The sequence below is a fragment of the Aeromicrobium choanae genome (assembly GCF_900167475.1).
Lineage (GTDB): Bacteria > Actinomycetota > Actinomycetes > Propionibacteriales > Nocardioidaceae > Aeromicrobium > Aeromicrobium choanae.
The window spans coordinates 2,013,245-2,036,016 of sequence record NZ_LT796768.1 but is presented as its reverse complement, the minus strand read 5'-3'; the positions used below and the strand labels follow the sequence as shown (position 1 = coordinate 2,036,016).

Annotated in this window: 24 protein-coding genes; 12 read left to right on the top strand and 12 right to left on the bottom strand. The window is 71.5% G+C overall.

Going from position 1 to position 22,772, the window contains the following annotated elements; genetic code table 11:
- Positions 1 to 24: 24 nt before the first annotated feature.
- On the top strand, positions 25 to 1,203 hold the full coding sequence (locus B5D60_RS09750) for an amino acid deaminase/aldolase (protein WP_231948702.1): 1,179 nt from the start codon (positions 25 to 27) through the stop codon (positions 1,201 to 1,203).
- The gene (locus B5D60_RS09745; protein WP_078699976.1) at positions 1,200 to 2,480 is read left to right on the top strand and encodes a D-arabinono-1,4-lactone oxidase; all 1,281 of its coding nucleotides are present in this window, start codon (positions 1,200 to 1,202) and stop codon (positions 2,478 to 2,480) included. Before B5D60_RS09750 ends, B5D60_RS09745 begins: the two co-directional genes overlap by 4 nt.
- An 81-nt stretch (positions 2,481 to 2,561) precedes the next feature.
- On the opposite strand, the gene rlmB is transcribed toward B5D60_RS09745, so the two are convergent.
- Both rlmB and cysS read right to left on the bottom strand, forming a co-directional pair.
- Positions 2,562 to 3,506: a 23S rRNA (guanosine(2251)-2'-O)-methyltransferase RlmB gene (rlmB, locus tag B5D60_RS09740; protein WP_078699975.1), complete on the bottom strand. Its 945-nt coding sequence runs from the start codon at positions 3,504 to 3,506 to the stop codon at positions 2,562 to 2,564.
- Positions 3,506 to 4,912, bottom strand: a complete 1,407-nt coding sequence (gene cysS / locus B5D60_RS09735) for a cysteine--tRNA ligase (RefSeq protein WP_078699974.1) — start codon at positions 4,910 to 4,912, stop codon at positions 3,506 to 3,508. Before cysS ends, rlmB begins: the two co-directional genes overlap by 1 nt.
- A gap of 103 nt (positions 4,913 to 5,015) precedes the next feature.
- Between cysS and B5D60_RS09730 the strand changes: the two genes are divergently transcribed.
- Together B5D60_RS09730 and ispF are read left to right on the top strand one after the other, a co-directional pair.
- Entirely contained in the window at positions 5,016 to 6,164 is a 1,149-nt protein-coding gene (locus tag B5D60_RS09730; protein ID WP_078699973.1) for a peptidase C39 family protein, read from the top strand.
- 19 nt (positions 6,165 to 6,183) lie between these two features.
- Complete coding sequence (gene ispF / locus B5D60_RS09725) at positions 6,184 to 6,654, top strand: 2-C-methyl-D-erythritol 2,4-cyclodiphosphate synthase (RefSeq protein WP_078699972.1); 471 nt, start codon at positions 6,184 to 6,186, stop codon at positions 6,652 to 6,654.
- A gap of 132 nt (positions 6,655 to 6,786) precedes the next feature.
- Here the strand turns inward: ispF and B5D60_RS09720 are convergent, their stop codons facing one another.
- Positions 6,787 to 7,902 carry an oxygenase MpaB family protein gene (locus B5D60_RS09720; RefSeq protein WP_231948701.1) on the bottom strand — a complete coding sequence of 372 codons (1,116 nt, stop codon included), beginning with the start codon at positions 7,900 to 7,902 and terminating at the stop codon, positions 6,787 to 6,789.
- 113 nt (positions 7,903 to 8,015) lie between these two features.
- Here B5D60_RS09720 and B5D60_RS09715 point away from each other — a divergent pair, with 113 nt between their 5' ends.
- Positions 8,016 to 8,612, top strand: coding sequence for a TetR/AcrR family transcriptional regulator (locus B5D60_RS09715; protein ID WP_197684297.1), 597 nt, complete (start codon positions 8,016 to 8,018; stop codon positions 8,610 to 8,612).
- Between the two features lie 63 nt (positions 8,613 to 8,675).
- On the opposite strand, the gene B5D60_RS09710 is transcribed toward B5D60_RS09715, so the two are convergent.
- Positions 8,676 to 9,161 (bottom strand): CarD family transcriptional regulator, encoded by a 486-nt coding sequence (locus B5D60_RS09710; protein WP_078699970.1) that lies wholly within the window; start codon positions 9,159 to 9,161, stop codon positions 8,676 to 8,678.
- A 93-nt stretch (positions 9,162 to 9,254) separates the two neighbouring features.
- On the opposite strand from B5D60_RS09710, the gene B5D60_RS09705 reads away from it, so the two are divergent.
- A complete protein-coding gene (locus tag B5D60_RS09705) occupies positions 9,255 to 9,809 on the top strand; it encodes a hypothetical protein (protein ID WP_078699969.1) in 555 nt (184 codons plus the stop codon).
- Between the two features lie 60 nt (positions 9,810 to 9,869).
- Here the strand turns inward: B5D60_RS09705 and phoU are convergent, their stop codons facing one another.
- Positions 9,870 to 10,517 (bottom strand): phosphate signaling complex protein PhoU, encoded by a 648-nt coding sequence (gene phoU, locus B5D60_RS09700; RefSeq protein WP_078699968.1) that lies wholly within the window; start codon positions 10,515 to 10,517, stop codon positions 9,870 to 9,872.
- Positions 10,518 to 10,650: 133 nt separating this feature from the next.
- Between phoU and B5D60_RS09695 the strand changes: the two genes are divergently transcribed.
- Positions 10,651 to 11,784, top strand: coding sequence for a sensor histidine kinase (locus B5D60_RS09695; protein WP_078699967.1), 1,134 nt, complete (start codon positions 10,651 to 10,653; stop codon positions 11,782 to 11,784).
- Positions 11,781 to 12,458, top strand: coding sequence for a response regulator transcription factor (locus B5D60_RS09690; protein ID WP_078699966.1), 678 nt, complete (start codon positions 11,781 to 11,783; stop codon positions 12,456 to 12,458). Before B5D60_RS09695 ends, B5D60_RS09690 begins: the two co-directional genes overlap by 4 nt.
- Before the next feature lie 70 nt (positions 12,459 to 12,528).
- On the opposite strand, the gene B5D60_RS09685 is transcribed toward B5D60_RS09690, so the two are convergent.
- Genes B5D60_RS09685 through mshA form a run of 4 tightly spaced genes read right to left on the bottom strand, consistent with a single transcriptional unit; the run spans position 12,529 to position 15,591 of the window.
- Positions 12,529 to 13,272 (bottom strand): phosphoglyceromutase, encoded by a 744-nt coding sequence (locus tag B5D60_RS09685; RefSeq protein ID WP_078699965.1) that lies wholly within the window; start codon positions 13,270 to 13,272, stop codon positions 12,529 to 12,531.
- Positions 13,273 to 13,306: 34 nt separating this feature from the next.
- A complete protein-coding gene (locus B5D60_RS09680; RefSeq protein WP_078699964.1) occupies positions 13,307 to 13,879 on the bottom strand; it encodes a DsbA family oxidoreductase in 573 nt (190 codons plus the stop codon).
- A gap of 3 nt (positions 13,880 to 13,882) precedes the next feature.
- Positions 13,883 to 14,368 (bottom strand): type III secretion system chaperone family protein, encoded by a 486-nt coding sequence (locus B5D60_RS09675; RefSeq protein WP_078699963.1) that lies wholly within the window; start codon positions 14,366 to 14,368, stop codon positions 13,883 to 13,885.
- Entirely contained in the window at positions 14,365 to 15,591 is a 1,227-nt protein-coding gene (gene mshA, locus B5D60_RS09670) for a D-inositol-3-phosphate glycosyltransferase (protein ID WP_078701375.1), read from the bottom strand. The genes B5D60_RS09675 and mshA overlap by 4 nt, the downstream gene beginning before the upstream one ends.
- 26 nt (positions 15,592 to 15,617) lie before the next feature.
- Between mshA and B5D60_RS09665 the strand changes: the two genes are divergently transcribed.
- Positions 15,618 to 16,358 carry an SDR family NAD(P)-dependent oxidoreductase gene (locus B5D60_RS09665; RefSeq protein WP_078699962.1) on the top strand — a complete coding sequence of 247 codons (741 nt, stop codon included), beginning with the start codon at positions 15,618 to 15,620 and terminating at the stop codon, positions 16,356 to 16,358.
- Positions 16,359 to 16,380: 22 nt separating this feature from the next.
- On the opposite strand, the gene B5D60_RS09660 is transcribed toward B5D60_RS09665, so the two are convergent.
- Positions 16,381 to 17,268 carry a hypothetical protein gene (locus B5D60_RS09660; protein ID WP_078699961.1) on the bottom strand — a complete coding sequence of 296 codons (888 nt, stop codon included), beginning with the start codon at positions 17,266 to 17,268 and terminating at the stop codon, positions 16,381 to 16,383.
- Between the two features lie 74 nt (positions 17,269 to 17,342).
- Positions 17,343 to 18,236, bottom strand: coding sequence for a sterol desaturase family protein (locus tag B5D60_RS09655; protein WP_078699960.1), 894 nt, complete (start codon positions 18,234 to 18,236; stop codon positions 17,343 to 17,345).
- Positions 18,237 to 18,277: 41 nt separating this feature from the next.
- Here B5D60_RS09655 and B5D60_RS09650 point away from each other — a divergent pair, with 41 nt between their 5' ends.
- The 3 genes from B5D60_RS09650 to B5D60_RS09640 all read left to right on the top strand — a co-directional run bounded on the left by B5D60_RS09650 (position 18,278) and on the right by B5D60_RS09640 (position 22,385).
- Complete coding sequence (locus B5D60_RS09650; protein ID WP_197684295.1) at positions 18,278 to 19,099, top strand: SDR family NAD(P)-dependent oxidoreductase; 822 nt, start codon at positions 18,278 to 18,280, stop codon at positions 19,097 to 19,099.
- A gap of 90 nt (positions 19,100 to 19,189) precedes the next feature.
- Positions 19,190 to 20,266: a Glu/Leu/Phe/Val dehydrogenase dimerization domain-containing protein gene (locus tag B5D60_RS17295; protein WP_078699959.1), complete on the top strand. Its 1,077-nt coding sequence runs from the start codon at positions 19,190 to 19,192 to the stop codon at positions 20,264 to 20,266.
- Positions 20,267 to 20,375: 109 nt separating this feature from the next.
- Complete coding sequence (locus tag B5D60_RS09640) at positions 20,376 to 22,385, top strand: MMPL family transporter (protein ID WP_153302965.1); 2,010 nt, start codon at positions 20,376 to 20,378, stop codon at positions 22,383 to 22,385.
- 115 nt (positions 22,386 to 22,500) lie between these two features.
- On the opposite strand, the gene B5D60_RS09635 is transcribed toward B5D60_RS09640, so the two are convergent.
- Positions 22,501 to 22,677: a DUF3073 domain-containing protein gene (locus tag B5D60_RS09635; RefSeq protein ID WP_078699958.1), complete on the bottom strand. Its 177-nt coding sequence runs from the start codon at positions 22,675 to 22,677 to the stop codon at positions 22,501 to 22,503.
- Between the last annotated feature and the right edge of the window lie 95 nt (positions 22,678 to 22,772).

Sequence of the window (22,772 nt, the reverse complement as noted above, 5' to 3'; positions counted from 1 at the left end):
CCGTCCAGTATGCATACTGGCCCCGTGGCCCCTCCCAACCCGACGCCCCCGTACCCCCGCCTGCTGCGTGCCACGAGCCTGCTCGACACGCCCTTCGCACTGATCGACGAGGAGGCGCTGTGGGCCAATGCCGGCGACCTCGTCCGGCGAGCCGGCGGGGTGCCGATCCGCCTGGCCACCAAGTCGATCCGGGTGCGGTCGATCATCAAGAACGCGCTCACCCTCGACGGCTTCCGCGGCGTCATGACCTACTCGCTGTCCGAGTCGGTCTGGCTCGCCGACCAGGGCGTCGACGACATCCTCCTGGCGTACCCCAGCGTCGAGCGCGAGGCCTACGCCGAGCTCGTCGCCGACGAGCGCCGGCTCGCGTCGATCACCGTGATGGTCGACTCGCTGGAGGCCCTCGACTTCATCGAATCCGTCGTCGGAAAGGACCATCCGCCGATCCGGGTGTGCCTCGACGTCGACTCGTCCCTGCGGGTGCTCGGTGCCCACCTGGGCGCCCACCGCTCCCCCGTCCACACCGGACGCGAGGCCAAGCGGGTCGCGGCCGCGATTACCGCCCGCCCGGGCTTCGACCTCGTCGGGCTGATGTTCTACGACGCGCAGATCGCCGGACTGCCCGACGGCGGCCCGGCCATCGCGCTGGTCAAGCGGCGCTCCGCCGCCGAGCTGCGCCGGCGGCGGCGCAAGATCGTCAAGGCCGTCCGCAGCATGACCGACCTGCAGATCGTGAACGCCGGCGGCACCGGCAGCCTCGACCTCTGGCGCGACGACCCCTCGGTGACCGAGATGGCCGCCGGCTCGGGACTCTTCGTCCCCACGCTCTTCGACGACTACCGCGCGTTCACGCCCCGGCCCGCGGCGTTCTTCGCGCTCTCGGTGGTGCGCAAGCCCTCCCGCGACGCCGCCACGTGCTTCGGCGGCGGGTACATCGCGTCGGGTCCGGCCGGGAAGTCGCGCGTGCCCACGCCCGTGTGGCCCGAAGGTCTCGAGCACTACCCGGCCGAGGGTGCCGGCGAGGTCCAGTCGCCCCTGCGCGGGAAGGTGGCGCGCACGCTGTCGATCGGCGACCGCGTGCTCTTCCGGCACGCCAAGGCCGGTGAGATGTGCGAGCGGTTCGACCGGGTGGCCCTCGTCGACGCCGCGGGTCACGCCTCGCTCACCCCCACCTACCGGGGCGAAGGGAAGAACTTCGGATGACCACGTGGAGCAACTGGGCCGGGAACGTGACGGCCAGCCCCGAGGCGATCGAGCACCCCTCCTCCACCGACGAGGTGGTCGCGCTCGTCCTCGCCCACCCGCGGGTCAAGGCGGTCGGGGCCGGGCACTCGTTCACCCCCATCGCGGCCCCCGAAGGCGTGCAGCTGCGGCTCGACCGGATGAACCGCGTCCTGCACGCCGACACCGTGAGCGGCCTCGTGCGCGTGCAGGCGGGCATCTCGCTGCACGACCTGAACCGCCGCCTCGACGCGTTGGGCCTCGCGCTGCCGAACCTCGGCGACGTCGACCCGCAGTCGGTCGCCGGCGCCACCTCGACGGGCACCCACGGCACCGGCGCGCGGCTCTTCGGCATCGCCCGCGCGGTGGCCGCCCTGCAGCTGGTCACCGCCGAAGGGCAGGTGCTCGAGATCGATGCCGGCCACGACCTGTTCGACGCCGCCCGCGTGGGCCTGGGCGCCCTCGGGATCGTCACCGAGGTGACGTTGCAGTGCGTCCCGGCGTTCCTGCTGCACGCCCGCGAGGAGCCGATGCCGCTGTCGGCCGTGGTCGCCGACCTCGACGCGCTCGTCGACGGCAACGACCACTTCGAGTTCTACTTCTTCCCCCACACCGACAAGGCGCTGACGAAGCGAAACAACCGGGTCGCCGAGGGCACCGAGGCACGCCCGCTGCCGCGCTGGCGGCACGCGCTCGACGACGAGTTCCTCTCGAACACGGTCTACGAGCGGGTGCAGCGCCTCTCCACGCGCCGACCGGCGTTGATCCCCAGGATCAACACGCTCTCGGGATCGCTGCTCGGTGCGCGCGAGTACACCGACGCCTCGCACGAGGTCTTCATCTCGCCCCGCCGCGTGCGCTTCCGCGAGTCCGAGTTCGCCCTGCCCCGCGCCGCCGCGGCCGAGGCGATCGCCGAGATGCAGCGCTGGTACGCCCGCACCGACCAGTACGTGTCGTTCCCCGTGGAGGTCCGCTTCACGGCCGCCGACGACATCTGGATGTCGACGGGCCACGACCGCGACAACGTCTACATCGCGGTGCACCAGTACCACCGCACCGACCCCACGGCGTACTTCGCCGCGATGCAGGACATCTTCGTCGCCCACGAGGGCCGGCCCCACTGGGGCAAGATGCACACCCTCGGCGCCGAGCACTTCCGCAAGGTCTACCCGCGGTTCGACGACTTCGTGGCCGTCCGCGACCGCCTCGATCCCGAGCGGAAGTTCACCAACGCCTACCTGCGGCAGGTGCTGGGCTGAGGCAGCGCTGGCAGTGACGTTCGCGGGGGCGACACGCCGTGAGGCACCCCGCAAACGTCACTGCCAGCGCTTCAGGCGTCCTCAGGCGCGGGTCTGGCTGACCGCGTAGAGCGTGATGCCGGCGGCGACGCCCGCGTTGAGCGACTCGAGCGCCGACGACATCGGGATCGACACCAGCTGGTCGCAGGTCTCGCCGACGAGCCGGGACAGGCCCTTGCCCTCGCTGCCGATGACGATCACGAGCGGGTCGCCGCCGAGGTCCATGTCGGGCAGCGACACGTCGCCGTCGGCGGCCAGGCCGATGACCATGAGGCCGGCCTCCTGGTACGCCTTGATCTGGCGGGTGAGGTTGGTGGCCCGGGCGACCGGCACCCGCGCGGCCGCACCGGCCGAGGTCTTCCACGCCGCCGCGGTCATCTGCGCCGCACGACGCTCGGGGATCACGACGCCGTGCACGCCGAACCCGGCCGCCGAGCGCACGATCGCGCCGAGGTTGCGCGGGTCGGTGATGCTGTCGAGCATGACGATCAGCGGCTTCTCACCGCGCTCGGCCGCCAGCTCGAGCAGCTCGTCGGGGTCGGCGTACTCGTAGGCCTCGAGCTTGGCCGCGATGCCCTGGTGGACCGCACCGGACGTGATGCGGTCGAGCTCGACGCGCGCCACCTCCAGCAGCGGCACGTGGTGGTCGGCGGCGAGCTGGAAGATCTCGCGCACGCGATCGTCGCGGTCGATGCCCTCGGCGACCTGCAGCGACAGCACGGGCACGTTCGCGCGCAGCAGCTCGACGACCGAGTTGCGACCGACGACGAGCTCGGGGCCGTCGTCGTTGCGGCGCTTCGGCCGGCCGGACTGACGCTTGTCGGCCGCCTTGGCCATCTTGTACTTCTTGTGGTTCGGACGGTCCTCGGCGCGGGGCGTGGGGCCCTTGCCCTCGAGTCCCTGCCGGCGGCGACCGCCGGATCCGGCCGTGGGATTTCCCTTGCCCGTCTTCTTGATCGCGCCCTTGCGCTTGCTGTTGCCGGCCATCAGTGGCCACCCTTCAGGTTCCAGCGGGTCCCCGAGGGCGTGTCCTCGAGTTCGATCCCCGCAGCAGTCAATTGGTCGCGGAGCTCGTCGGCGCGAGCCCAGTCCTTCGTCGCCTTCGCCTCGGCACGCGCCGCGACGAGCGCGTCGACGAGCTGGCCGAGCGCCTCGGTGGCCGCCCCCGACTCGCGCTGGGAGCCCCACGTGAGCGGGTCGAGCCCGAGCACGTCGAGCATGGCGCGCACGGACGCCAGCGTGTCGGCGAGACGGGCGGTGTCTCCGTCGGCGAGCTGACGGTTGCCCTCGCCGATCGTGGCCTGCAGCACCGCGAGGGCGGCGGGCACGGAGAGGTCGTCGTCCATGGCCTCGGCGAAGGCCGCCGGCACCGAGCCGGGCTCGCCGGCTCCGACGAGCTCGGCCGCGCGGACGCAGAAGCCCTCGATGCGCTCGAACGCCGTGGCCGCCTCGGCGAGCGACTGCTCGCTGAACTCGATGATCGAGCGGTAGTGCGCGGCGACGAGGTAGTACCGCAGCGCGATCGCCGGGACGCGCTTGACGACCTCGCTGACCGAGAGGGTGTTGCCGACGCTCTTGCTCATCTTGGAGTTGCCCAGGTTGAGCATCGCGTTGTGCATCCACACCCGCGCAAACGCCTGGCCGGCCGCGCGCGACTGGGCCAGCTCGTTCTCGTGGTGAGGGAAGCGCAGGTCGAGGCCGCCGCCGTGGATGTCGAACTCGTGGCCGAGGTACTTCGCGGCCATCGCCGAGCACTCGAGGTGCCAGCCCGGGCGGCCGCGGCCCCACGGGGTGGGCCACGAGGCGGACTCGGGCTCGTCGGCCTTGCGGCCCTTCCACAGCGCGAAGTCGCGCGGGTCGCGCTTGCCCTCGGGCGGCGCGTCGGGGGCTTCCTGCATGTCGTCGATCCGCTGGTTCGAGAGCTGGCCGTAGTCGGGCCACGAGCGCACGTCGAAGTAGACGTCGCCGGAGCCGTCGGTGGCCGGGTAGGCGTGGCCGCGCTCGATCAGCGTCTGGATCATCTCGACCATCTCCGGCACGTGGCCGGTGGCGCGGGGCTCGTACGTGGGCGGGCGGCAGCCGAGGACCTCGTAGGCCGCGTGCAGCGCGCGCTCGTTCTCGTAGGCGACGTCGAACCACGGACGGCCCTGCTCGAGCCCCTTCGCGAGGATCTTGTCGTCGATGTCGGTGACGTTGGCGATGATCGTGACCTCGTAGTCCGAGCGCTCGAGCCACCGGCGCAGCACGTCGAAGACCAGCTCCTTGCGGATGTGGCCGATGTGCGGCGGGCCCTGCACGGTCAGTCCGCAGTGGTAGATGCCGACCTGGCCAGGCACGACGGGGTCGAGCGGCCGCAGTTCGCGGCTGGCGGAGTCGTAGAGGCGCATCGTCACCTGCCCAGCCTATCGGCCTCAACCCTCTCACCAGACCGCGACGAACCCGGGGTTGCACGTCACTTCGCTACCACCGGTCACAGATTTCACCTACCCTGAGGCGGTGATCCGCCGACACTTCCCCGTCGCGGCAGCGCTCACCGCCCTGCTGGCGTCCGTCATGATCGCCCCCGGCCTGGCCACCGCGCCCGCCGAGGCCGCATCCCACCCGCGTCCCGAGCTCACCCGCTGGACGCCCAAGCTGGTCATCCCGGCCGGCTCGAAGGCGAAGAGCTGGCGCTCCCCGTGGGTCTCGACCCCGCAGGCGAGCACGGCGCTCATCCCCTCGTGGAACGTCACGCGGATGCCGAACGGCACGTGGATCAAGGTGAAGGTGCGGGTCGCGAGCGGCTCGAAGGCCTCGTCGTGGAAGACCGTCGCGCAGTGGCGCCACGGTCTCGCCGGCGGTGCGCGCCGCACCTACGGAGCCCAGGCCGACGCCCTGGCCCGGGTCGACACCGACGTCGTCCGCGCGGCCACCGGCCGCACGTTCACGAAGTGGCAGGTCCAGGTCTCCGCCGGGCGCAAGACCGCGTCGACCAAGTCGCCGATCGTCCGCACCGTCTCGGGCGTCTCGTCCACGTACGTCACGAAGTCGGCCGCCACCTCCCGCACGACCATGACGAGGACGGTCGACCTCAAGGTGCCGATGTCCTCGCAGATGATCCACACGGGTCACTACCCGCAGTACGGCGGTGGCGGCGAGGCCTGGTGCTCGCCGACCTCGACCTCGATGGTGCTGCGCTACTTCGGCCTCGGCCCGAAGGCCGCCGACTACGCGTGGGCCTCCGGCGCCGACCGCTGGGTCGACCACGCCGCCCGCTACACCTACGACTCGTCCTACAAGGGAACGGGAACGTGGCCCTTCAACACCGCGTATGCGTCGATGTACAGCACGGACGCGGTGGTCCACCGCCTCGTGAACCTGCGCGAGATCGAGGCGTACGTCAAGCAGGGCGTCCCCGTGGTCGCCTCGGTCGCCTTCGGCCGCGGCCAGCTCAGCGGCTCGCCGATCAGCGCGACGCCCGGCCACCTCATGGTGGTCCGCGGCTTCGAGAAGGACGGCGACGTGATCGTGAACGACCCCGCCGGCCGCACGAACGCGCAGGTCCGCCGGGTCTACGACCGCGCGCAGTTCGAGCGCGCGTGGCTCAAGGGCAGCGGCGGCGTCACGTACGTCATCGCACCGCGCAACAAGCGGCTCGCGTTCTGATCCCGACTAGGGTTCAGGCGTGAGCGCTCCCCGGGTCGGCATCGGAACCGACGTCCACCAGCTCGTCGACGGCCGGCCGCTGTGGGTGGCGGGCCTGCACTGGCCCGACGCGCCGCGCGGCCTCGAGGGCCACTCCGACGGCGACTGTGTCGCGCACGCCATGGTCGACGCCGTGCTGGCGGCGGCCGGCCTCGGTGACATCGGCAGCCGCTTCGGCACCGCCGACCCGCGCTACGCGGGCGCGTCGGGCACCGAGTTCCTGCGCGCCACGGCCGAGCTCGTCCAGGAGGCCGGGCTCACGGTCGGCAACGTCAGCGTGCAGCTGATCGGCAACGAGCCGCGCCTCTCGGGCCGCCGCGACGAGGCCACGCAGGTGCTCTCCGACGCCATCGGCGCTCCCGTGTCGCTCTCGGGCACCACCACCGACGGCCTGGGCCTCACCGGCCGCGGCGAGGGCATCGCCGCGATCGCGGTGGCCCTGGTCCACTAGTCCCGCCCGCTCCGCGCCGCCCGCCCTCTCTCCACTTTTGGAAACGGTTTCACGTCAGAACGGCCCTTCGACGTCAATCCGTTTCCAAAAGTGGAACGGGGGTGAGGAGCGGGCGGCGGAGCGGTCGGGGGCTCAGGTGGGCAGGTCGGCCACGGCGCGGTCGTCGGAGGCGTAGTACTCCGCGAGGATCTTCTGCGCGACGCGGGCGCCACTCTCCTCGAGGCGCCGTTTCCCGCCGGGCAGGCGCCCCAGCACCCGGTGGCGTGCCGAGTTCGCCACCCACAGCATCAGGTGCGCCCACGGCGGGCGCCACGGCAGGCCGAGCTCGCGCATGCTGTCGCGGCCGAGGAACAGGCTCAGCATGCTGAGGGTGCGCTCGGTCTTCCAGCGCCCGTGCGGCAACCGGCCGAGCACGGCGATGATGTCCTGCGAGAGCTGCGGTCCGGCCTCGGTGATCCCATCCTGGGCCAGCACGACGTGGTAGTTGATCCGCTGGCGCTCGCGTTCGGAGTCCACCAGCCACTGCTCGTCCACGCCCATCAGCCAGCCCACGTACTTCCACAGGTGCATCACGGCACGGGAGTCACGCTGACTCACCGGCACCCCGAGCGCCTTCACCCCGATCAACACCGTGCCGTCGAAAAGGCCGAGCGTGCCCGCCTGGTCGGCCTGGTTGATGGGCAGTCCCCACCGCTCGACGTCCCACCGGGGCTCGAACGTGTGGTTCACGAGCGCGTGCATCGCCCGGACGTGCGCCGTGGTGCGCCAGCCCTCGGAATGCACGTCCAGGCCGCCGGCCGTCGTCACCGCCACCGCCCACGACTGGGTCTCGGCCAGCCGCCGCTGCGTGCTCGCCCCGGCCAGCGCGCCGGTCGCCACGAGCAGGTCCGGAGGCCCGCCGAACCGGTAGCCCCCGATCAGTGAGAGCTGCAGCAGCACATCGGCCGCGTTGCGCCCGAACCGCCGGAAGACTCGCGCACCCTCCTCGACGAGGTCGCGGTCGAGCCACGCCGGGTCCTGCCGCAACGTCCCGACGAACTCGGCGAGCGCCGGGGGTGCCTCGGCACCGACGCCGTGCTCGAGCGCGGTGCGGAACTGCGCCATGGACACCCGCTCCGGATCACCGGCCGGACGGCGCATGGCCGCGGCCAGCCGCGCCCCCAGCTCGTCGCGCTGGGTGAACCCGCGCCCGATCCGCGCCATCAGGAGCTCGTCGACCTCCCGCACCCCGCCGAGTGTCTTCAGCACCCGTCCCAGCCTCACGTTGCGCTCTCCCCCGGCACGGAAACGGGCGGGCGGACTCTGGACCGTCGTCATGACGACACCGTGACACGAGCATTTGCTCGCATACAATTCGCGTCATGGCTCTTCGGAAGCTCCCCCGTCAGCAGCGCTCGCGCGACATGGTCGACCGGATCGTCGCCGCGGCCCGGGACGTGCTGGTGGCCGACGGCTACGACCGGCTCACCACGAACCGCGTGGCCGACCGCGCGCGGGTGAGCCCCGGCTCGCTCTACCAGTACTTCCCCGACAAGGCGTCGATCGTCGAGGAGGTCACCGCGCGGTACGTCGACCGGCTGGCCGAGGACGTGGTGGCCTCGCTCGTCGACCACGTGCACGAGGATCCCGAGGCGATGGCCCGGGCGACGGCCGAGGCTCTCCTGTCGGCCCTCGAGCGCGATCCCACGCTGCTGCGCGTGGTGTGGCAGGAGCTCCCGGCGTCGCGCCACCTCGACGACCGGCTGGGCCTGGAGCGCCGGGTGCGCGACGTGCTGCGCGCGTACCTCGGCGGACGACAGGCGCCCGGCTCACGGCGCCGCGACCCGGCCCGGTCCTCGTGGCTGATCGTCCTGGCGGTGGAGTCGCTGGCCGTCCGCTTCGTGCTGGACGACGACCCTCCGCTGACTCGCGAGGAGCTCGTGGAGGACCTCGTCGCCCTCGGCCTGGCCTGGTGGTGACCACGCCACAACAGACGAGCGCCCGGCCGAAGCCGGGCGCTCGTCAGTGAGTGGATTGCTGCGTCAGGAGGCGAGGACCTCGTCGAGACGGATCTCGGCCTTGTCCTCGTTCGTGTTCTCAGCGAGCGCGAGCTCGGAGACGAGGATCTGGCGCGCCTTGGCCAGCATCCGCTTCTCGCCGGCCGAGAGGCCACGCTCGTGATCGCGGCGCCACAGGTCGCGGACGACCTCGGCCACCTTGAGGACGTCGCCGGAGTGCAGCTTCTCCAGGTTTGCCTTGTAACGCCGGGACCAGTTCGTGGGCTCCTCGACGTGCTCGGCACGGAGCACGCTGAAGACCCGCTCGAGTCCTGCTTCATCGACCACGTCGCGGACGCCCACGAGATCGACGTTGTCGGCCGGGACACGGACGACCAGATCGTTCTGAGCGATGATCCGGAGAACGAGGTACGTGCGGTCCACGCCCTTGATGTTCCGGACCTCGATGTCTTCGATCACCGCCGCGCCATGATTGGGGTACACGACGGTTTCGCCGACAGAGAAAGCCATGGAGAAAGCACCTTTCCTAGGTGACCAGAATAACATGGCGGAACGAGTACCCTGCCTGCCTTCGTTCCCGGGGGCCCCGGATACCATGCCAGCGTGAGCACTCGTCGCACTCTTGCCGCCATCACCCTGGCCGTCGCCGCCCCGTTCGCGCTCTCCGCCTGCGGCACCAGCTTCGGCGCCCAGACGAACCAGCAGTACCAAGCCGCTGTCGGCTCGAACCTGCGCACGGGCCCGATCGGCGTCTACAACGGCCTGTTCGTCGACAACGCCGACGGCACCGCCACCTTCTCCGGTGGCCTGCTGTCCACCGAGGACCAGACCATCGAGTCGGTCACCGTCGACGGCGCCGCCAAGAAGCTGGCCCGCCCGATCACCCTGAAGCCGAACACGCTGCTCACGCTGGGCGCCGCGGGCGAGATCGTCGTCAAGAGCGACATCGCGGCCGGCGACTACGTGACCATCAGCTTCGCGGCCACCCCCGGTGGAGATGTCAGCATCGAGGTCCCGGTCGTGGCCCGCACCGAGATGTACGCCGACGTCGCGAAGCGGCCCACGAGCGAGCCCAAGCCCGTCCAGGAGCAGGAGTCCGATCCGGCCGCCCCGGAGTCCGAGGACGGCGACGAGGACACGTCCCCGCCCTCCTCGTGACCCTCACCCCGAGCACGACGAACGGCCCCGGCGATCGCCGGGGCCGTTCGCGTTCGAGGGTCAGGCGACGGGAAGCTCGCCCGTGACGAGGTACACGACGCGGCGCGCCATGCTGACGGCGTGGTCGCCGATGCGCTCGTAGTAGCGACCCAGCAGCGCGAGGTCGATCGCCGTGTCGACACCGTGCTCCCACGTGCCCTCGAGGAGGACGCGGAAGAGCTCCTGGCGCAGGCGGTCCATCTCGTCGTCCTCGATCTCGAGCTCGGCGGCCGCGCCGAGGTCGCGCTCGGACACGATCCGCGCGGCCGACCCGATCATCGAGTGGGCGACCCGCGCCATGTCGCGGATGAGCGGCTGCACCGGCAGCGGCACCGCCGCCTCGGGTGCGCGGCGGCGGGCGATCTTGGAGACATGGACCGCGAGCGCGCTCATGCGCTGCAGGTCGGCCACCATCCGCAGGGTCGAGACGAGCTGCCGCAGGTCGGTGGCGACGGGCTGCTGGGTCGCCAGCAGCACGAGGGCCCGCTCCTCGACCTCGTCGATCGCCTCCTCGATGCCATGGTCGGAGTCGATGACCGCCTCGGCGGTGGCGATGTCGGTGTCGAGCAGTGCGGTCGTGGCATCGGCCACCGCGGTTCGCACCCGGTCGGTGATGAGGACGAGCTCGTCGACGATGACGTCGAGCTGCTCGTAGTACTGGTCGCGCATGGCTCGACGGTAGGCGCGCCGCATGAATGCGAGACGACCTGCGGTGAACGGGGGGTGAACGCCAGCGGAAACCGTGGCCCATGGGCCCGCCGCGGTGGTGGCCGGCGGGTGTCGTCGGCCTACGATCGGTCCCGTGGAGGTCTCCCAGATCCTGGCCGGTGCAGCCGGCATCGTGCTCGGCGCCGTCATCACGTATGTGTGGCGGTTCTCGGAGCGATCCCAGGAGCTCGTCCCGCCCGCCCCGGCCCCCGCCGTGCCGCCGGACATCGCGACCGTGCTGTCGGTGCTGCGGTCCTCGGCCCTGGTGCTCGACCAGGAGGAGCGCGTGCTGCGCGCCTCCGCCCCGGCGATCGCGCTGGGCCTGGTCACCGACGACGACCGGCTGCGCAGCGGCGACCTGCTCGACCTGGTCCGGCAGGTCCGCCGCGACGGCGAGGTGCGCGAGGACGAGTTCGAGATCCGCATCCGCCGCCGTCCCCTCGTCTACGTGCGCGCTCGGGTCGCCCCGCTGTCGCACGGGCTCATGCTGGCCCTCGTGGAGGACCGCACGAGCGAGCAGCGCGTCGAGGCCCTGCGCCGCGACTTCGTCGCCAACGTCAGCCACGAGCTGAAGACCCCCATCGGGGCGATCAGCCTGCTCGCCGAGGCGGTCAGCGAGGCCCGCGACGATCCCGAGGCGGTCGAGCGGTTCGCCGGGCGCATGCAGACCGAGGGCGAGCGCCTGACGCGCCTGGTGCAGCAGATCATCGACCTCTCGCGGCTCCAGGCCGACCTCGCCAGCGACGACGCCGCCCTCGTGAAGGTGGGCGAGCTCGTCGCGGAGGCGATCGAGCACTCGCTCACCGACGCGGAGGCCAAGTCCATCACCATCTCGCAGGACGTCCAGCCCGACCTGTACGTCCAGGGCGACCGGGCGCAGCTGCACGCGGCGGTCAGCAACCTCGTCGAGAACGCCGTGACCTACAGCCCCAACGACTCGGTCGTCGCGGTCGCGGCCACCGGCGACGACGAGGACATCCGCATCACCGTCTCCGACCACGGCGTGGGCATCCCGCCGGAGGAGCAGGGCCGGATCTTCGAGCGGTTCTACCGGGTCGACCCCGCGCGCGCTCGCGCCACCGGGGGCACGGGCCTGGGCCTGTCGATCGTCAAGCATGTCGCCGCCGGCAACGGCGGCTCCGTCGAGGTCTGGAGTGAACCAGGCCTCGGTTCGTCCTTCACGCTGGTGCTGCCGGCGCGGGACGTCGATGAAGGAGAGTTCGAGTGACCAAGGTCCTGATCGTCGAGGACGAGGCCAGCTACAGCGAGGCCCTGTCGTACGTCCTGCGCAAGGAGGGCTACGACGTCGCGGTCGCCGAGACCGGCCCCGACGCGCTGACCGCGTTCGAGCGCGGCGGCGCCGACATCGTCCTGCTCGACCTCATGCTGCCCGGCCTGTCGGGCACGGAGGTGTGCCGCACGATCCGCCAGACGTCCTCGGTGCCGATCATCATGGTCAGTGCGAAGGACACCGAGGTCGACAAGGTCGTCGGGCTCGAGCTGGGGGCCGACGACTACGTCACCAAGCCGTACTCGCCGCGCGAGCTGGTGGCGCGGATCCGGGCGGTGCTGCGTCGCGGCGCGCCCGAGGAGGTCGACGACGACGCCGTGATCGAGGTGGGCGGCGTCCGGATGGACGTCGACCGCCACCTCGTCACGGTCGACGGCGGCGAGGTGAAGCTGCCGCTCAAGGAGTTCGAGCTGCTCGAGTTCTTCCTGCGCAACAGCGGTCGCGTCCTGACCCGCGGCCAGCTGATCGACCGGGTGTGGGGCGCCGACTACGTGGGCGACACCAAGACGCTCGACGTCCACGTCAAGCGGCTTCGGGCCAAGATCGAGGACGACCCGGCGCACCCCACGATCCTCACCACCGTGCGGGGCCTGGGCTACAAGTACGCCTGACGCTGGGAGTGACGTTCGCGGGGTCGCACACGGCGTGTCGACCCCGCGAACGTCACCGCCAGCGCTGCGGTCAGCGGCCCTGGTTGGCCACGGCGGCGATCGCGGCCGCGGCGGCGTCGGGGTCGAGGTACTGGCCCCCGCGCTGCGTGGGCACGAGGTCGTCGTCGAGGTCGTAGACCAGCGGGATGCCGGTGGGGATGTTCAGTCCCACGACCTCGTCCTCGCCGAGCCCGTCGAGGTGCTTGACCAGCGCGCGCAGCGAGTTGCCGTGGGCCGTGACGAGCACCGTCCGGTCGGCGCGCAGGTCGGGCACGATCTGGTCGTACCAGTAGGGCAGCATGCGCACGAGCACGTCGGCCAGGCACTCGGTGCGGGGCATCAGCTCGCTGGGCAGGTCGGCGTAGCGGGCGTCGCCCACCTGGCTGAACTCCGAGTCGTCGGCCAGCGCCGGCGGGGGCGTGGAGTACGAGCGGCGCCACGTCATGAACTGCTCCTCGCCGAACTCCTCGAGGGTGGCCTTCTTGTCCTTGCCCTGCAGGGCACCGTAGTGGCGCTCGTTGAGGCGCCAGCTGCGCTTCACGGGGATCCAGTGGCGATCGATGCCGTTCAGCGTGATCTCGGCGGTGCGGATCGCTCGCCGCAGCAGCGACGTGTGTGAGACGTCGGGCAGCAGGCCCGCCTCGCGCAGCAGCTCCGGGGCGCGCAGCGCCTCCTGGAGCCCCTGCTCGTTGAGGTCGACGTCGACCCATCCGGTAAACAGGTTGAGGGCGTTCCACTCGCTGTGACCATGACGCAGCAGGATCAAAGTGCTCATGGCGACAGCCTAGTGCCGCGCCCGGGACCCCGGATCAGGACTGGGCGGTGATGGACTGCAGGGCGCGCAGGTAGTCGTCCTGGGAGTGCACGCCCGCCAGCGTGTAGCGCGCCTCGACCACCACGAACGGCGCGGCGTCGGCGCCGATGGCCGCGGCGGTGCTCCGCTGCTCCCCCACCTCGGCCAGCAGCTCGTCGCTAGCCAGGAGCGCCTCGGAGGTCTCCAGGTCGAGGCCGACGAGGGCTGCGCGGCTGGCCAGCACGAAGCCGTCGGCGATGTCGGTGCCCTCGAGGAGGTGGGCCCGCCACAGCTGGTGCAGGAGCTCGCGCTGGACCTCGGGGCCGGACTCCTCCGCCCACGTCAGCAGCCGCCACGCGTCGGTGGAGTCGGCGGGCACGACCTCGTCGACGTTGAGGTCGATGCCGGTGATGCGCGCCGCGGCGATGACGTCGTCGGCCGGGGCGGGGGCGTCGAAGGTCGCGGCCCGGTACGAGACCTCGATCGGCTCGCCGGTCAGGATCGTGAACAGCGCCGCGGCGCGCTCGAAGCGCACGGCTCCCACGTAGGACCAGGGGTCGACGACGTCGGCGAAGACGATGGCTTTCACGGGTCAGTCCTGGGGACGCAGGTGGCGGAACGCGTCGAGGTTGCGCGTGGGCTCACCGCGCGACTCGCGCCAGCGCCACTCCTTGCGGATGCTCGAGGCGAAGCCGAGCTCGAGGATCGTGTTGAACGACTCGTCGGCGTACGACAGCACCGATCCCAGCAGGCGGTCGAGCTCCTCGGCCGTGACCGCCTCCAGCGGCAGCCGGCCGTCGAGGTAGATGTCGCCGGCGGAGTCGATCGCGAAGGCCACCCCGAAGAGCTTGAGGTTGCGCTCCAGCATCCACCGGTAGACGGCCTCGTGGTTCTCGTCGGGGTTGCGTGCCACGAAGGCGTGCACGCCGAGGGCGTGCCGGCCCACCTCCAGGCGGCACGTGGTCTTGAGCTTGCGCTCCCCCGGCAGCTCGACCTCGAACACGTCCTGCCCGTGGCGTGCGTACTCCAGGCCGGCCTCGTCGAGCGAGCTGACGATCACGTCGCGAACGTCGGTCATCCTGCCTCCTCCCGCGCCGCCTCACGATCGTGCAGGGCGGCGGCATAGACGTCGAGGGTGCGCTCGGCGGTGACGTCCCAGCCGAACGACTCGGCATGGCGGACGGCCTTGGCGCCGGCGTCGGAACGGAACTCCCGGTCGGTGAGGTACGGCCGGAGCGCCGCCGCGTAGGCGGCCGGGTCGTGTCCGTCGACGAGCGTGCCGGTGACGCCGTCGGCGACGGCCGTGGTGAGGCCGCCGACCGCGGCGGCGACCACGGGGGTGCCGCAGGCCTGGGCCTCGATCGCGACGAGCCCGAACGACTCGCTGTACGACGGGACGCAGACCACCGCGGCCCGGGAGTACCAGGTGGCCAGCTCGGCCTGGGTGACCGTCGGGACGAACTCCACCCGGTCGGCGATGCCCAGCTCGCGGGCGAGGTCGGTCAGCTCGGTGGGGCGGTCCAGCCCGCTGCCGGACGGCCCGCCGATGATCGCGACCCGGTGCGGCACGTCGAGCAGCGCCGAGGCGTGCAGCACCACGTCGGGTGCCTTGAGCGGCTGGATGCGGCCCGCGAAGACCACCAGCGGCGGCTCGTCGTCGGGCTCGGTGGCGCTGAAGACGTCGAGGTCGACGCCGGGGTGGACGACCTCGACCGCGCGCGGATCGGCCTCGTACAGGTCGATCAGCTCACGCCGCTCCTCGGCGGTGTTGGCGATCAGGCGGTCGGCGAACCGGACGATCTCCTCCTCGCCCGCGACGCGGCCGACAGGCTCGGGTCGGTCGCCTGCTGCGAGCGACGCGTTCTTGACCTTGGCCATCGTGTGCATCGAGTGCACGAGCGGGACGCCCCAGCGCTCGCGCAGGACCGTGCCGACCTGGCCCGAGAGCCAGTAGTGCGAGTGGACGAGGTCGAAGTAGCCGGGCTCGTGCCAGGCCTCGACGCGCAGCACGTCGCGGACGAACGAGCAGAGCTGGCTCGGCAGGTCGCCCTTCGTCAGTCCCTCGAACGGACCGGCGGCGACGTGGTGGACGCGGATGCCCTCGTCGGCCTCGACGACGGGAGGCAGGTGGCGGGACGTGGCCCGGGTGAAGACCTCGACCTCGATCCCGCGGGCGGCCAGCCGGCGCGAGAGCTCGAGGACGTAGACGTTCATCCCGCCCGCGTCGCCGGTTCCCGGTTGGTCGAGGGGGGAGGTGTGCGCCGACAGCATCGCGACACGACGGATCCCTCGGGCAGCCATGCGCCCCATTCTGGCACGCTGTCCCCATGCCCACAGCCGTCGTCACCGGAGCCAGCAGCGGGATCGGCGAGGCCACGGCCCGCGCCCTGTCGGCCGCCGGCTACACCGTCCTGGCCGCCGCCCGCCGGCGCGACCGCATCGAGCGGCTCGCCGAGGAGATCGACGCCATCGCGTTGCCGTGCGACATCACGAACCCCGACGACGTGGCCCGCCTGGCCGAGGCCGTCGGCGACCGGCTCGACCTGCTCGTCAACAACGCCGGTGGCGCCAAGGGCCTCGAGGACGTCACCGAGGCCGACCTCGACGACTGGCGCTGGATGTACGAGACGAACGTCCTCGGCACCGTCGCGGTGACGAAGGCGCTGACCCCGGCGCTGATCAACTCCGGAGCCGGCACGATCATCAACGTGGGCTCCACCGCGGGCCGCGTGACGTACGAGGGCGGCGGCGGGTACACCGCGGCGAAGCACGCCCTGGCCGCCGTCACCGAGACCTTGCGGCTCGAGCTCAACGGCCAGCCCGTGCGCATCACCGAGATCGCGCCGGGCATGGTCAGGACCGAGGAGTTCAGCCTGACCCGCTTCGACGGCGACAGCACGCGCGCCGATGCCGTGTACGCGGGCGTGGACGAGCCGCTGCTCGCCGAGGACATCGCCGACGCGATCACGTGGGTCGCCACGCGGCCGCGGCACGTGGACGTCGACCTGATGGTCATCAAGCCCGTCGCCCAGGCCGCGCAGTGGAAGGTGCACCGCCGGCCCCAGTGAGGCGAGGGGCCGGCGGGCCCTCTCAGTCCGACGCGGGAACGTCCGCGCTCGCGGGATTCTGCGGCGTGGCCGGAGGCGTCGCGGGGGACGTCGTCCCGGAGGTCGGCGTCGTGGCCTTGCGCGCCGCGGTCTTGCGGCCCGGCGCTGCCGTGCGCTTCGCGGTGGACGTCGCGCCCGCCTTCTTGGCCGGCGCCTTCTTGGCAGTGGCCTTCTTCGCGGCAGTGGCCTTCTTCGCCGTGGTGGCCTTCTTCGCAGCGGTGGTCGTCGTGGCGGTGGCCTTCTTCGCCGGGGACTTCCTGGCGGGCGCCTTCTTGGCGGCGGGGTTCGGGCGCTTCGCCGCGGCCTTCGTGACCGGGTCGGGCGTCACCTCCGCCGTCGGCGCGGTGCCGGGCACCTCCGGGTCGACGGGCCCGCTCGCGTCGGACGCGGCCAGCGCCTCGCCGGCGAAGGAGAGCCTGTCGTCGGCCTCGGTGGCGGAGTCGGGCAGCGTCGCCTTCTTCGCAGCCTTCTTCGCGGTCGTCTTCTTGGCTGCGGTCTTCTTCGCCGGGACGCTCTGCGCCGCGGCCTCGCCCAGGGGATCGCCGTGCGGCCTGGCCGAGCCCGTCTCCGCCGGGGGTCGGGTGGCCTTGGCCGGCGGGGGCGTGGCCGAGCCGCCGGGCTTGACCAGGTCAGGGGCGAGGCGGGCGACCACGGCGGTCAGGTCGGCGATCTGCTTCGCCGTCGTGTCACGGACCTGAGCCACCTCGTCGCGGACCTTCTTGAGCTCGGCGGAGGAGGACTTGGTGGCCTTGTCGATCTGCTGGGCCGCCGCCTTCTCGGCCGCCTTGCGGACCTTCTTGAGCTCACCCCGCAGGTCGTTGATCGTGGCGATCGTGTCGCGGAGCTTCTTCTCGACCTTGCTCTTGGCCATCGGGTGATCCTCTCGGTGGTGCGGAGTCGGTGCTGCCAGCCTAGGAGGATCGGGGGTCGCGCGCCCGCTGCGACTCAGTGCGTGCCGGCCTCGGTGCGGCCGCGGTCGATCGTCCCGTCGGGCTTCCACCCGGGCGGACCGAGCACGTAGCCGACCTTCTCGCGCCACGTGGACGCCGACCTCACGTCGGCGGCCATCTTGCGGTAGTCGCCGTACTGCAGCGTGAGGACGTTGTAGGTGTCCACCGGGTGCGTGAGCCCGTACTTCGGACGGTGCAGCTCGCGCTGGAAGGTGCCGAACAGCCGGTCCCAGACGATGAGGATGCCGCCGTAGTTCTTGTCGAGGTACTCCGGATCCGAGCCGTGGTGCACGCGGTGGTGCGAGGGGGTGTTGAACACCCACTCGATCGGCCGCGGCAGCCTGCCGACGACCTCGGTGTGCACGAAGAACTGGTAGATCAGGTTGATCGCGAACGCGGCGAACAGGGTCCACGGCGCGAACCCCAGCAGCGGGAGCGGCAGCCAGAAGAAGAACTCGAACCACGGGTTCCACTTCTGCCGCAGCGCGGTCCCGAAGTTCATGAACTCGCTGGAGTGGTGCGACTGGTGGCCGGCCCAGCCGATGCGCACGCGGTGGCTGAAGCGGTGGTGCCAGTAGTAGCAGAAGTCCAGCCCGACGATCAGCGCCGGCCAGTACCACCAGGCCGACGTGTCGAGCTCGAACAGCGCGAAGTGGGCGAACACGAACACGAACGCGAAGAAGGTGATGATCTTGAAGACCGTCAGGAACAGGATCGAGCCGATGCCCATGGAGATCGACGTGCGCGCGTCCTTGAGGGCGTAGCCCGTGACGTTGTCGTCGTGGTCGAGCCACTTCAGCGCGGCCAGCTCGATCGCGATGCTCAACACGAAGAACGGCACCGCGTACGTCAGCGGGTTCTTCATCGGGTCCAGGAGTTCGGCCAGCACCCCACCACGATACGCGAGCGCTGTGACTACCATCACAACGCATGGGCATCGATCCGGCCGGGCAGGTCGTCGTCATCACGGGCTCCTCGAGTGGCATCGGCGCCGCGGCTGCGCGCCGGCTCGCCGCGCGCGGTGCGACCGTGTGCCTGCTGGCCCGGCGCGAGGCCGAGCTCGAGGCCGTCGCCGCGGCCATCCGGGCCGAAGGCGGTGACGCCCACCCCTACCCGGTCGACCTGACGGACGAGGCCTCCACCCGCGCCGCGGTCGAGCGCGTCCTGGCCGACCACGGCCGCGTCGACGTCCTGGTGAGCAACGCCGCGCGCTCGATCAGGCGCCCCATCGTGGACTCGCTCGACCGCCTGCACGACCACGAGCGGGTCATGGCGATCAACTACTTCGCCGCCGTGCGCCTCATCCACCTCGTGCTGCCGTCGATGCTCGCCACGGGGCGCGGCCACGTCGTGATCAGCTCGACCCTGTCGACCCAGGTGCCGATCCCCCTGTTCTCGGCCTACCTCGCCAGCAAGAGCGCGTTGGAGTCCTATGTGCGCTCGCTGTCGGCCGAGCTGGGCCATCGCGGCATCACCACCAGCACCGTCCACTTCCCGATGGTGCGCACCGAGATGTCCGGCGGCACCGAGATCTACCGGGCGATGTCGATGATGAGCCCGGACGAGGCCGGCCGGTGGATCGAGCGCGCCGTCGTGTCGCGCCCCTCGCGGATCACCAGCGCTTTCGGCGTCGCCGGCGAGACGTCGATGGCCCTGCTGCCCGGCATCGTCACGCGCGCCACCGCCCCGTTCTTCCGGCGCATGGACCGCAACCTCGCACGTCGCGCCGCCGCCGGCGACGTTCACGAGTAGCGTGGGTCACAGCGGCCACCACCCCCGGCCGCGCGACACCACCGCAACCGACAGGCCGGCACCACCCCCGCCAGCCCAGGAAGAGGAAGCATGAGCACGCCCAGCAGCTTCGGCACCCACCACGAGCAAGTCGTCTTCTGCCACGACGAGGCCTCCGGACTGCGGGCGATCATCGCCCTGTACTCCACGGCACTCGGCCCCGGGCTGGGCGGCACGCGGTTCTTCCCCTACGCCAGCGAGTCCGACGCCTTGGCCGACGTGCTCAACCTCAGCCAGGGCATGGCCTACAAGAACGCCCTCGCCGGGCTCGACCTCGGCGGCGGCAAGGCCGTGATCATCGGCGATCCCCGCACCGACAAGTCCGAGGCCCTCCTGCGGGCCTACGGCCGCTTCGTCCAGACGCTCGCCGGGCGCTACTTCACGGCCTGCGACGTGGGCACCTTCTCCACCGACATGGACGTCATCGCCCGCGAGTGCGACTACGTCACCGGCCGCACGGTCGAGCACGGCGGCGCCGGCGACTCCAGCGTCCTGACCGCCTTCGGCGTCTACCAGGGCATGCGAGCCTCGGCGCAGTTCACGTGGGGCGACACCTCACTGGCCGGCAAGCGCGTCGGCATCGCCGGCGTGGGCAAGGTCGGACGCCACCTGACCGCACACCTCGTTCAGGAGGACGCCCGGGTGGTCGTCACCGACATCGACCCGGCCGCCGTGGCGCGCCTGGTCGAGCAGTACCCGGGCCTCGAGGTCGCCGGGTCCACCGAGGAGCTGATCGCCGCCGACCTTGACGTCTACGCGCCGTGCGCCCTGGGCGGAGCCCTCAACGAGACGTCGGTCGAGTCCCTCACCGCGCGTGTGGTGGCCGGCGCAGCCAACAACCAGCTGGCGCACGACGGCGTCGGCAAGCTCGTGGCCGACCGCGGCATCGTCTACGCGCCGGACTACTGCGTGAACTCGGGCGGCGTCATCCAGGTCGCCGACGAGCTCGACCCGAGCGGCTTCTCCTTCGACCGTGCGAAGGCGCGGGCCACCGGCATCTTCGACACCACGCTGGCCGTCCTCGAGCGCGCGGCGAGCGAGGGGATCACCACGGCCGAGGCCGCCGACCGCCAGGCCGAGCAGCGGATCCGCGAGATCGGACGGCTCGCGCAGATCCGGCTCCCCTGACGACGGCGAGGGCTGAGCGGCCATCCCGGCGTGCGCGGGATGTAGTTAGATCGCCTAGCCTTCTACCGTGCCTCCACTCGACCATCGGTCCTTTCCGCTCGCGCGCCTCGTGGGGCCGCGCCGATCCATCGTCGTGGTGCTGCTGGGGCTGATCGTCTCCGGACTGATCATGGCGTTCGCCCCGGAGCCGACCGCCGGCAACGAGGCCGGATCCAACCTGCCCGAGTCGGCGGAGTCGGCGCGCGCCGAGGCACTGCTCGACGAGCTGCCCCAGGCTGACGAGGCGCCCGCGATCGTCGTTTTCTCCCGCGAGGGCGGGCTCTCCCCCGAGGACCTCGCAGCGCTGGGCGAGCGCTCGCAGGCGATCGGCGCCGAGCTCGACCTCGAGGCGAGCCCGCCGGTGCCGTCGGAGACCGGTGCGGCCGCGATCGTCGCGATCCCGGTGAAGACCGGCCTGAGCAACGACGACAACGCCGAGCTCGTCGAGCAGATCCGTGAGGTCGCCCGGGCCGACCTGCCCGACGGCGTGAAGGCCGAGGTCACCGGCGCGCCGGCTGTCCAGGCCGACCTCGGCGCGGTGTTCGACGGCGCCGACGTGCGCCTGCTCGCCGTCACGGCGGCCGTCGTGGCGGTGCTGCTGATCATCACCTATCGCAGCCCGTGGCTGTGGCTCGTCCCGCTGACCGTCATCGGCATCGGCGACCGCGTCGCCGCCCGCACGCTCGAGGGCATCTCCGGCACCTTCGGCTTCGAGATCGACGGCTCGATCACCGGCATCACCTCGGTCCTGGTCTTCGGCGCGGGCACGAACTACGCCCTGCTGCTGATCGCCCGCTACCGCGAGGAGCTGCGGCGCCACGACTCGCGCCACGAGGCGATGCGGACCGCCGTCGGCGGTGCCGCGCCCGCGATCCTGTCCAGCTCCGGCACCGTGGTCCTGGCCCTGCTGTCGCTGCTGATCGCCGACTCGCCGTTCGTCAGCGGCATCGGCCTGGCCGGCGCGATCGGCATCGTCATCGCGGTGGCGTTCGCCCTGCTCGTGCTGCCGTCGGCGATGGTCCTGCCCGGCCGCTGGCTGTTCTGGCCGTTCGTGCCCCGCAACGGCGACGAGGACCCGTCCGAGCGTGGCTGGTGGTTCCGCGTCGGCAGCACCGTCACGTCGCGCCCGTGGCCCGTCGCGATCGCCTCCCTGGGCGTCCTGACGGCCATGGCCGCGGGCGCGCTCACGCTCTCCACCGGCCTGGGCCAGAGCGAGCAGTTCCTCGACACCCCCGAGTCGATCCAGGCCCAGGAGACGCTGCAGGACGGCTTCCCCGCGGGCATCTCCGCGCCCACGGTCGTGGCGACCTCTCCCGACCAGGTGGAGGCCGTCACGGCCGCTGCCAACGGGGTCTCGGGCGTCGAGAGCGCCCGCCCCGCCGGGGCCTCCGACGACGTGGCCGAGGTCCAGGTCGTGCTGTCGGTCGCGCCCGAGAGCGAGCAGGCCCTCACCGCGATCGAGGACCTGCGCACCGCCGTCAAGGACGCCGATCCCGACGCCCTCGTCGGCGGGCCGGACGCGCAGGCGCTGGACGAGGCGCAGACCGCCGCCGACGACCGGGCCACGGTGATCCCGATCGTGCTGGCCATCGTGCTGGTCATGCTGCTGGTCCTGCTGCGCTCCGTCGTGGCGGCCGTCATCCTGTGCGCCACCACGGTGCTGTCGTACCTGTCGGCCCTCGGCGTGGGGTGGCTGCTGTTCGACCACGTCCTGGGCTGGTCCGCGATGGACGTCAGCACGCCGCTGCTGGCCTTCATCTTCCTGGTCGCGCTGGGCGTGGACTACAACATCTTCCTCACCGCGCGAGCGCGCGAGGAGATGGCCCTCACCGGCGACGCGACCGCCTCGATCGTGAAGGCGCTGGCCGTGACCGGAGGCGTGATCACCAGCGCCGGCGTGCTGCTGGCGGCCGTCTTCACCGTGCTCGGCGTGCTGCCGCTCGTGCTGCTGGCCCAGCTGGGCGTCGTGGTCGGGTTCGGCGTGCTGCTCGACACCGTGCTGGTGCGCGGCGTGGCGACGCCGGCCCTGGTGGCGCTGTGCGGCCGCCGCTTCTGGTGGCCCAGCAAGCTCTCGCGCTGAGGGCGGGAACGCCAAGCACCCGTGGGGCACAGAGGTGCCCCACGGGTCGTGAGCTCGGTTTCCGATGCAGGCGCTGGAGAGGAGCCTGGCAGCGGGGAGAAGTTCGCCCTACCGCTCAGCTGGCGGCAGGGTCTCCCAGTTTCTTGGCGAGATCAACGTACTGGTCGGGAATCGGGTCGCCCGACTCTCCATGAAGCTCTCGCTCCAGATCATTGAAGTCCGTGTCCAATGTCCGGTACTTGAGATCGCGAGCGACCTTCGTCTGCTTCGCTTTGGCACGGCCGCGGCCCATGGGCTCGACCCCCTCGCACTCAGTGGTTCAGTATGTCGTGTTCCCAAGAGTACCCAAAGGACCTCGGAACGCATGAACGACCCCCGGTCAGGCGA

Bases quoted from the DNA above. Each gene is read 5' to 3' on its own strand.
- B5D60_RS09650 (WP_197684295.1), top strand. From the start codon at position 18,278: ATGGGCATCGATCCGGCCGGGCAGGTCGTCGTCATCACGGGCTCCTCG.
- B5D60_RS09675 (WP_078699963.1), bottom strand. From the start codon at position 14,368: ATGACCGACGTTCGCGACGTGATCGTCAGCTCGCTCGACGAGGCCGGC.
- B5D60_RS09715 (WP_197684297.1), top strand. From the start codon at position 8,016: ATGGCTCTTCGGAAGCTCCCCCGTCAGCAGCGCTCGCGCGACATGGTC.
- B5D60_RS09685 (WP_078699965.1), bottom strand. From the start codon at position 13,272: ATGAGCACTTTGATCCTGCTGCGTCATGGTCACAGCGAGTGGAACGCC.
- B5D60_RS17295 (WP_078699959.1), top strand. From the start codon at position 19,190: ATGAGCACGCCCAGCAGCTTCGGCACCCACCACGAGCAAGTCGTCTTC.
- phoU (WP_078699968.1), bottom strand. From the start codon at position 10,517: ATGCGCGACCAGTACTACGAGCAGCTCGACGTCATCGTCGACGAGCTC.
- B5D60_RS09710 (WP_078699970.1), bottom strand. From the start codon at position 9,161: ATGGCTTTCTCTGTCGGCGAAACCGTCGTGTACCCCAATCATGGCGCG.
- mshA (WP_078701375.1), bottom strand. From the start codon at position 15,591: ATGGCTGCCCGAGGGATCCGTCGTGTCGCGATGCTGTCGGCGCACACC.
- B5D60_RS09745 (WP_078699976.1), top strand. From the start codon at position 1,200: ATGACCACGTGGAGCAACTGGGCCGGGAACGTGACGGCCAGCCCCGAG.
- B5D60_RS09665 (WP_078699962.1), top strand. From the start codon at position 15,618: ATGCCCACAGCCGTCGTCACCGGAGCCAGCAGCGGGATCGGCGAGGCC.
- B5D60_RS09635 (WP_078699958.1), bottom strand. From the start codon at position 22,677: ATGGGCCGCGGCCGTGCCAAAGCGAAGCAGACGAAGGTCGCTCGCGAT.
- rlmB (WP_078699975.1), bottom strand. From the start codon at position 3,506: ATGGCCGGCAACAGCAAGCGCAAGGGCGCGATCAAGAAGACGGGCAAG.
- B5D60_RS09660 (WP_078699961.1), bottom strand. From the start codon at position 17,268: ATGGCCAAGAGCAAGGTCGAGAAGAAGCTCCGCGACACGATCGCCACG.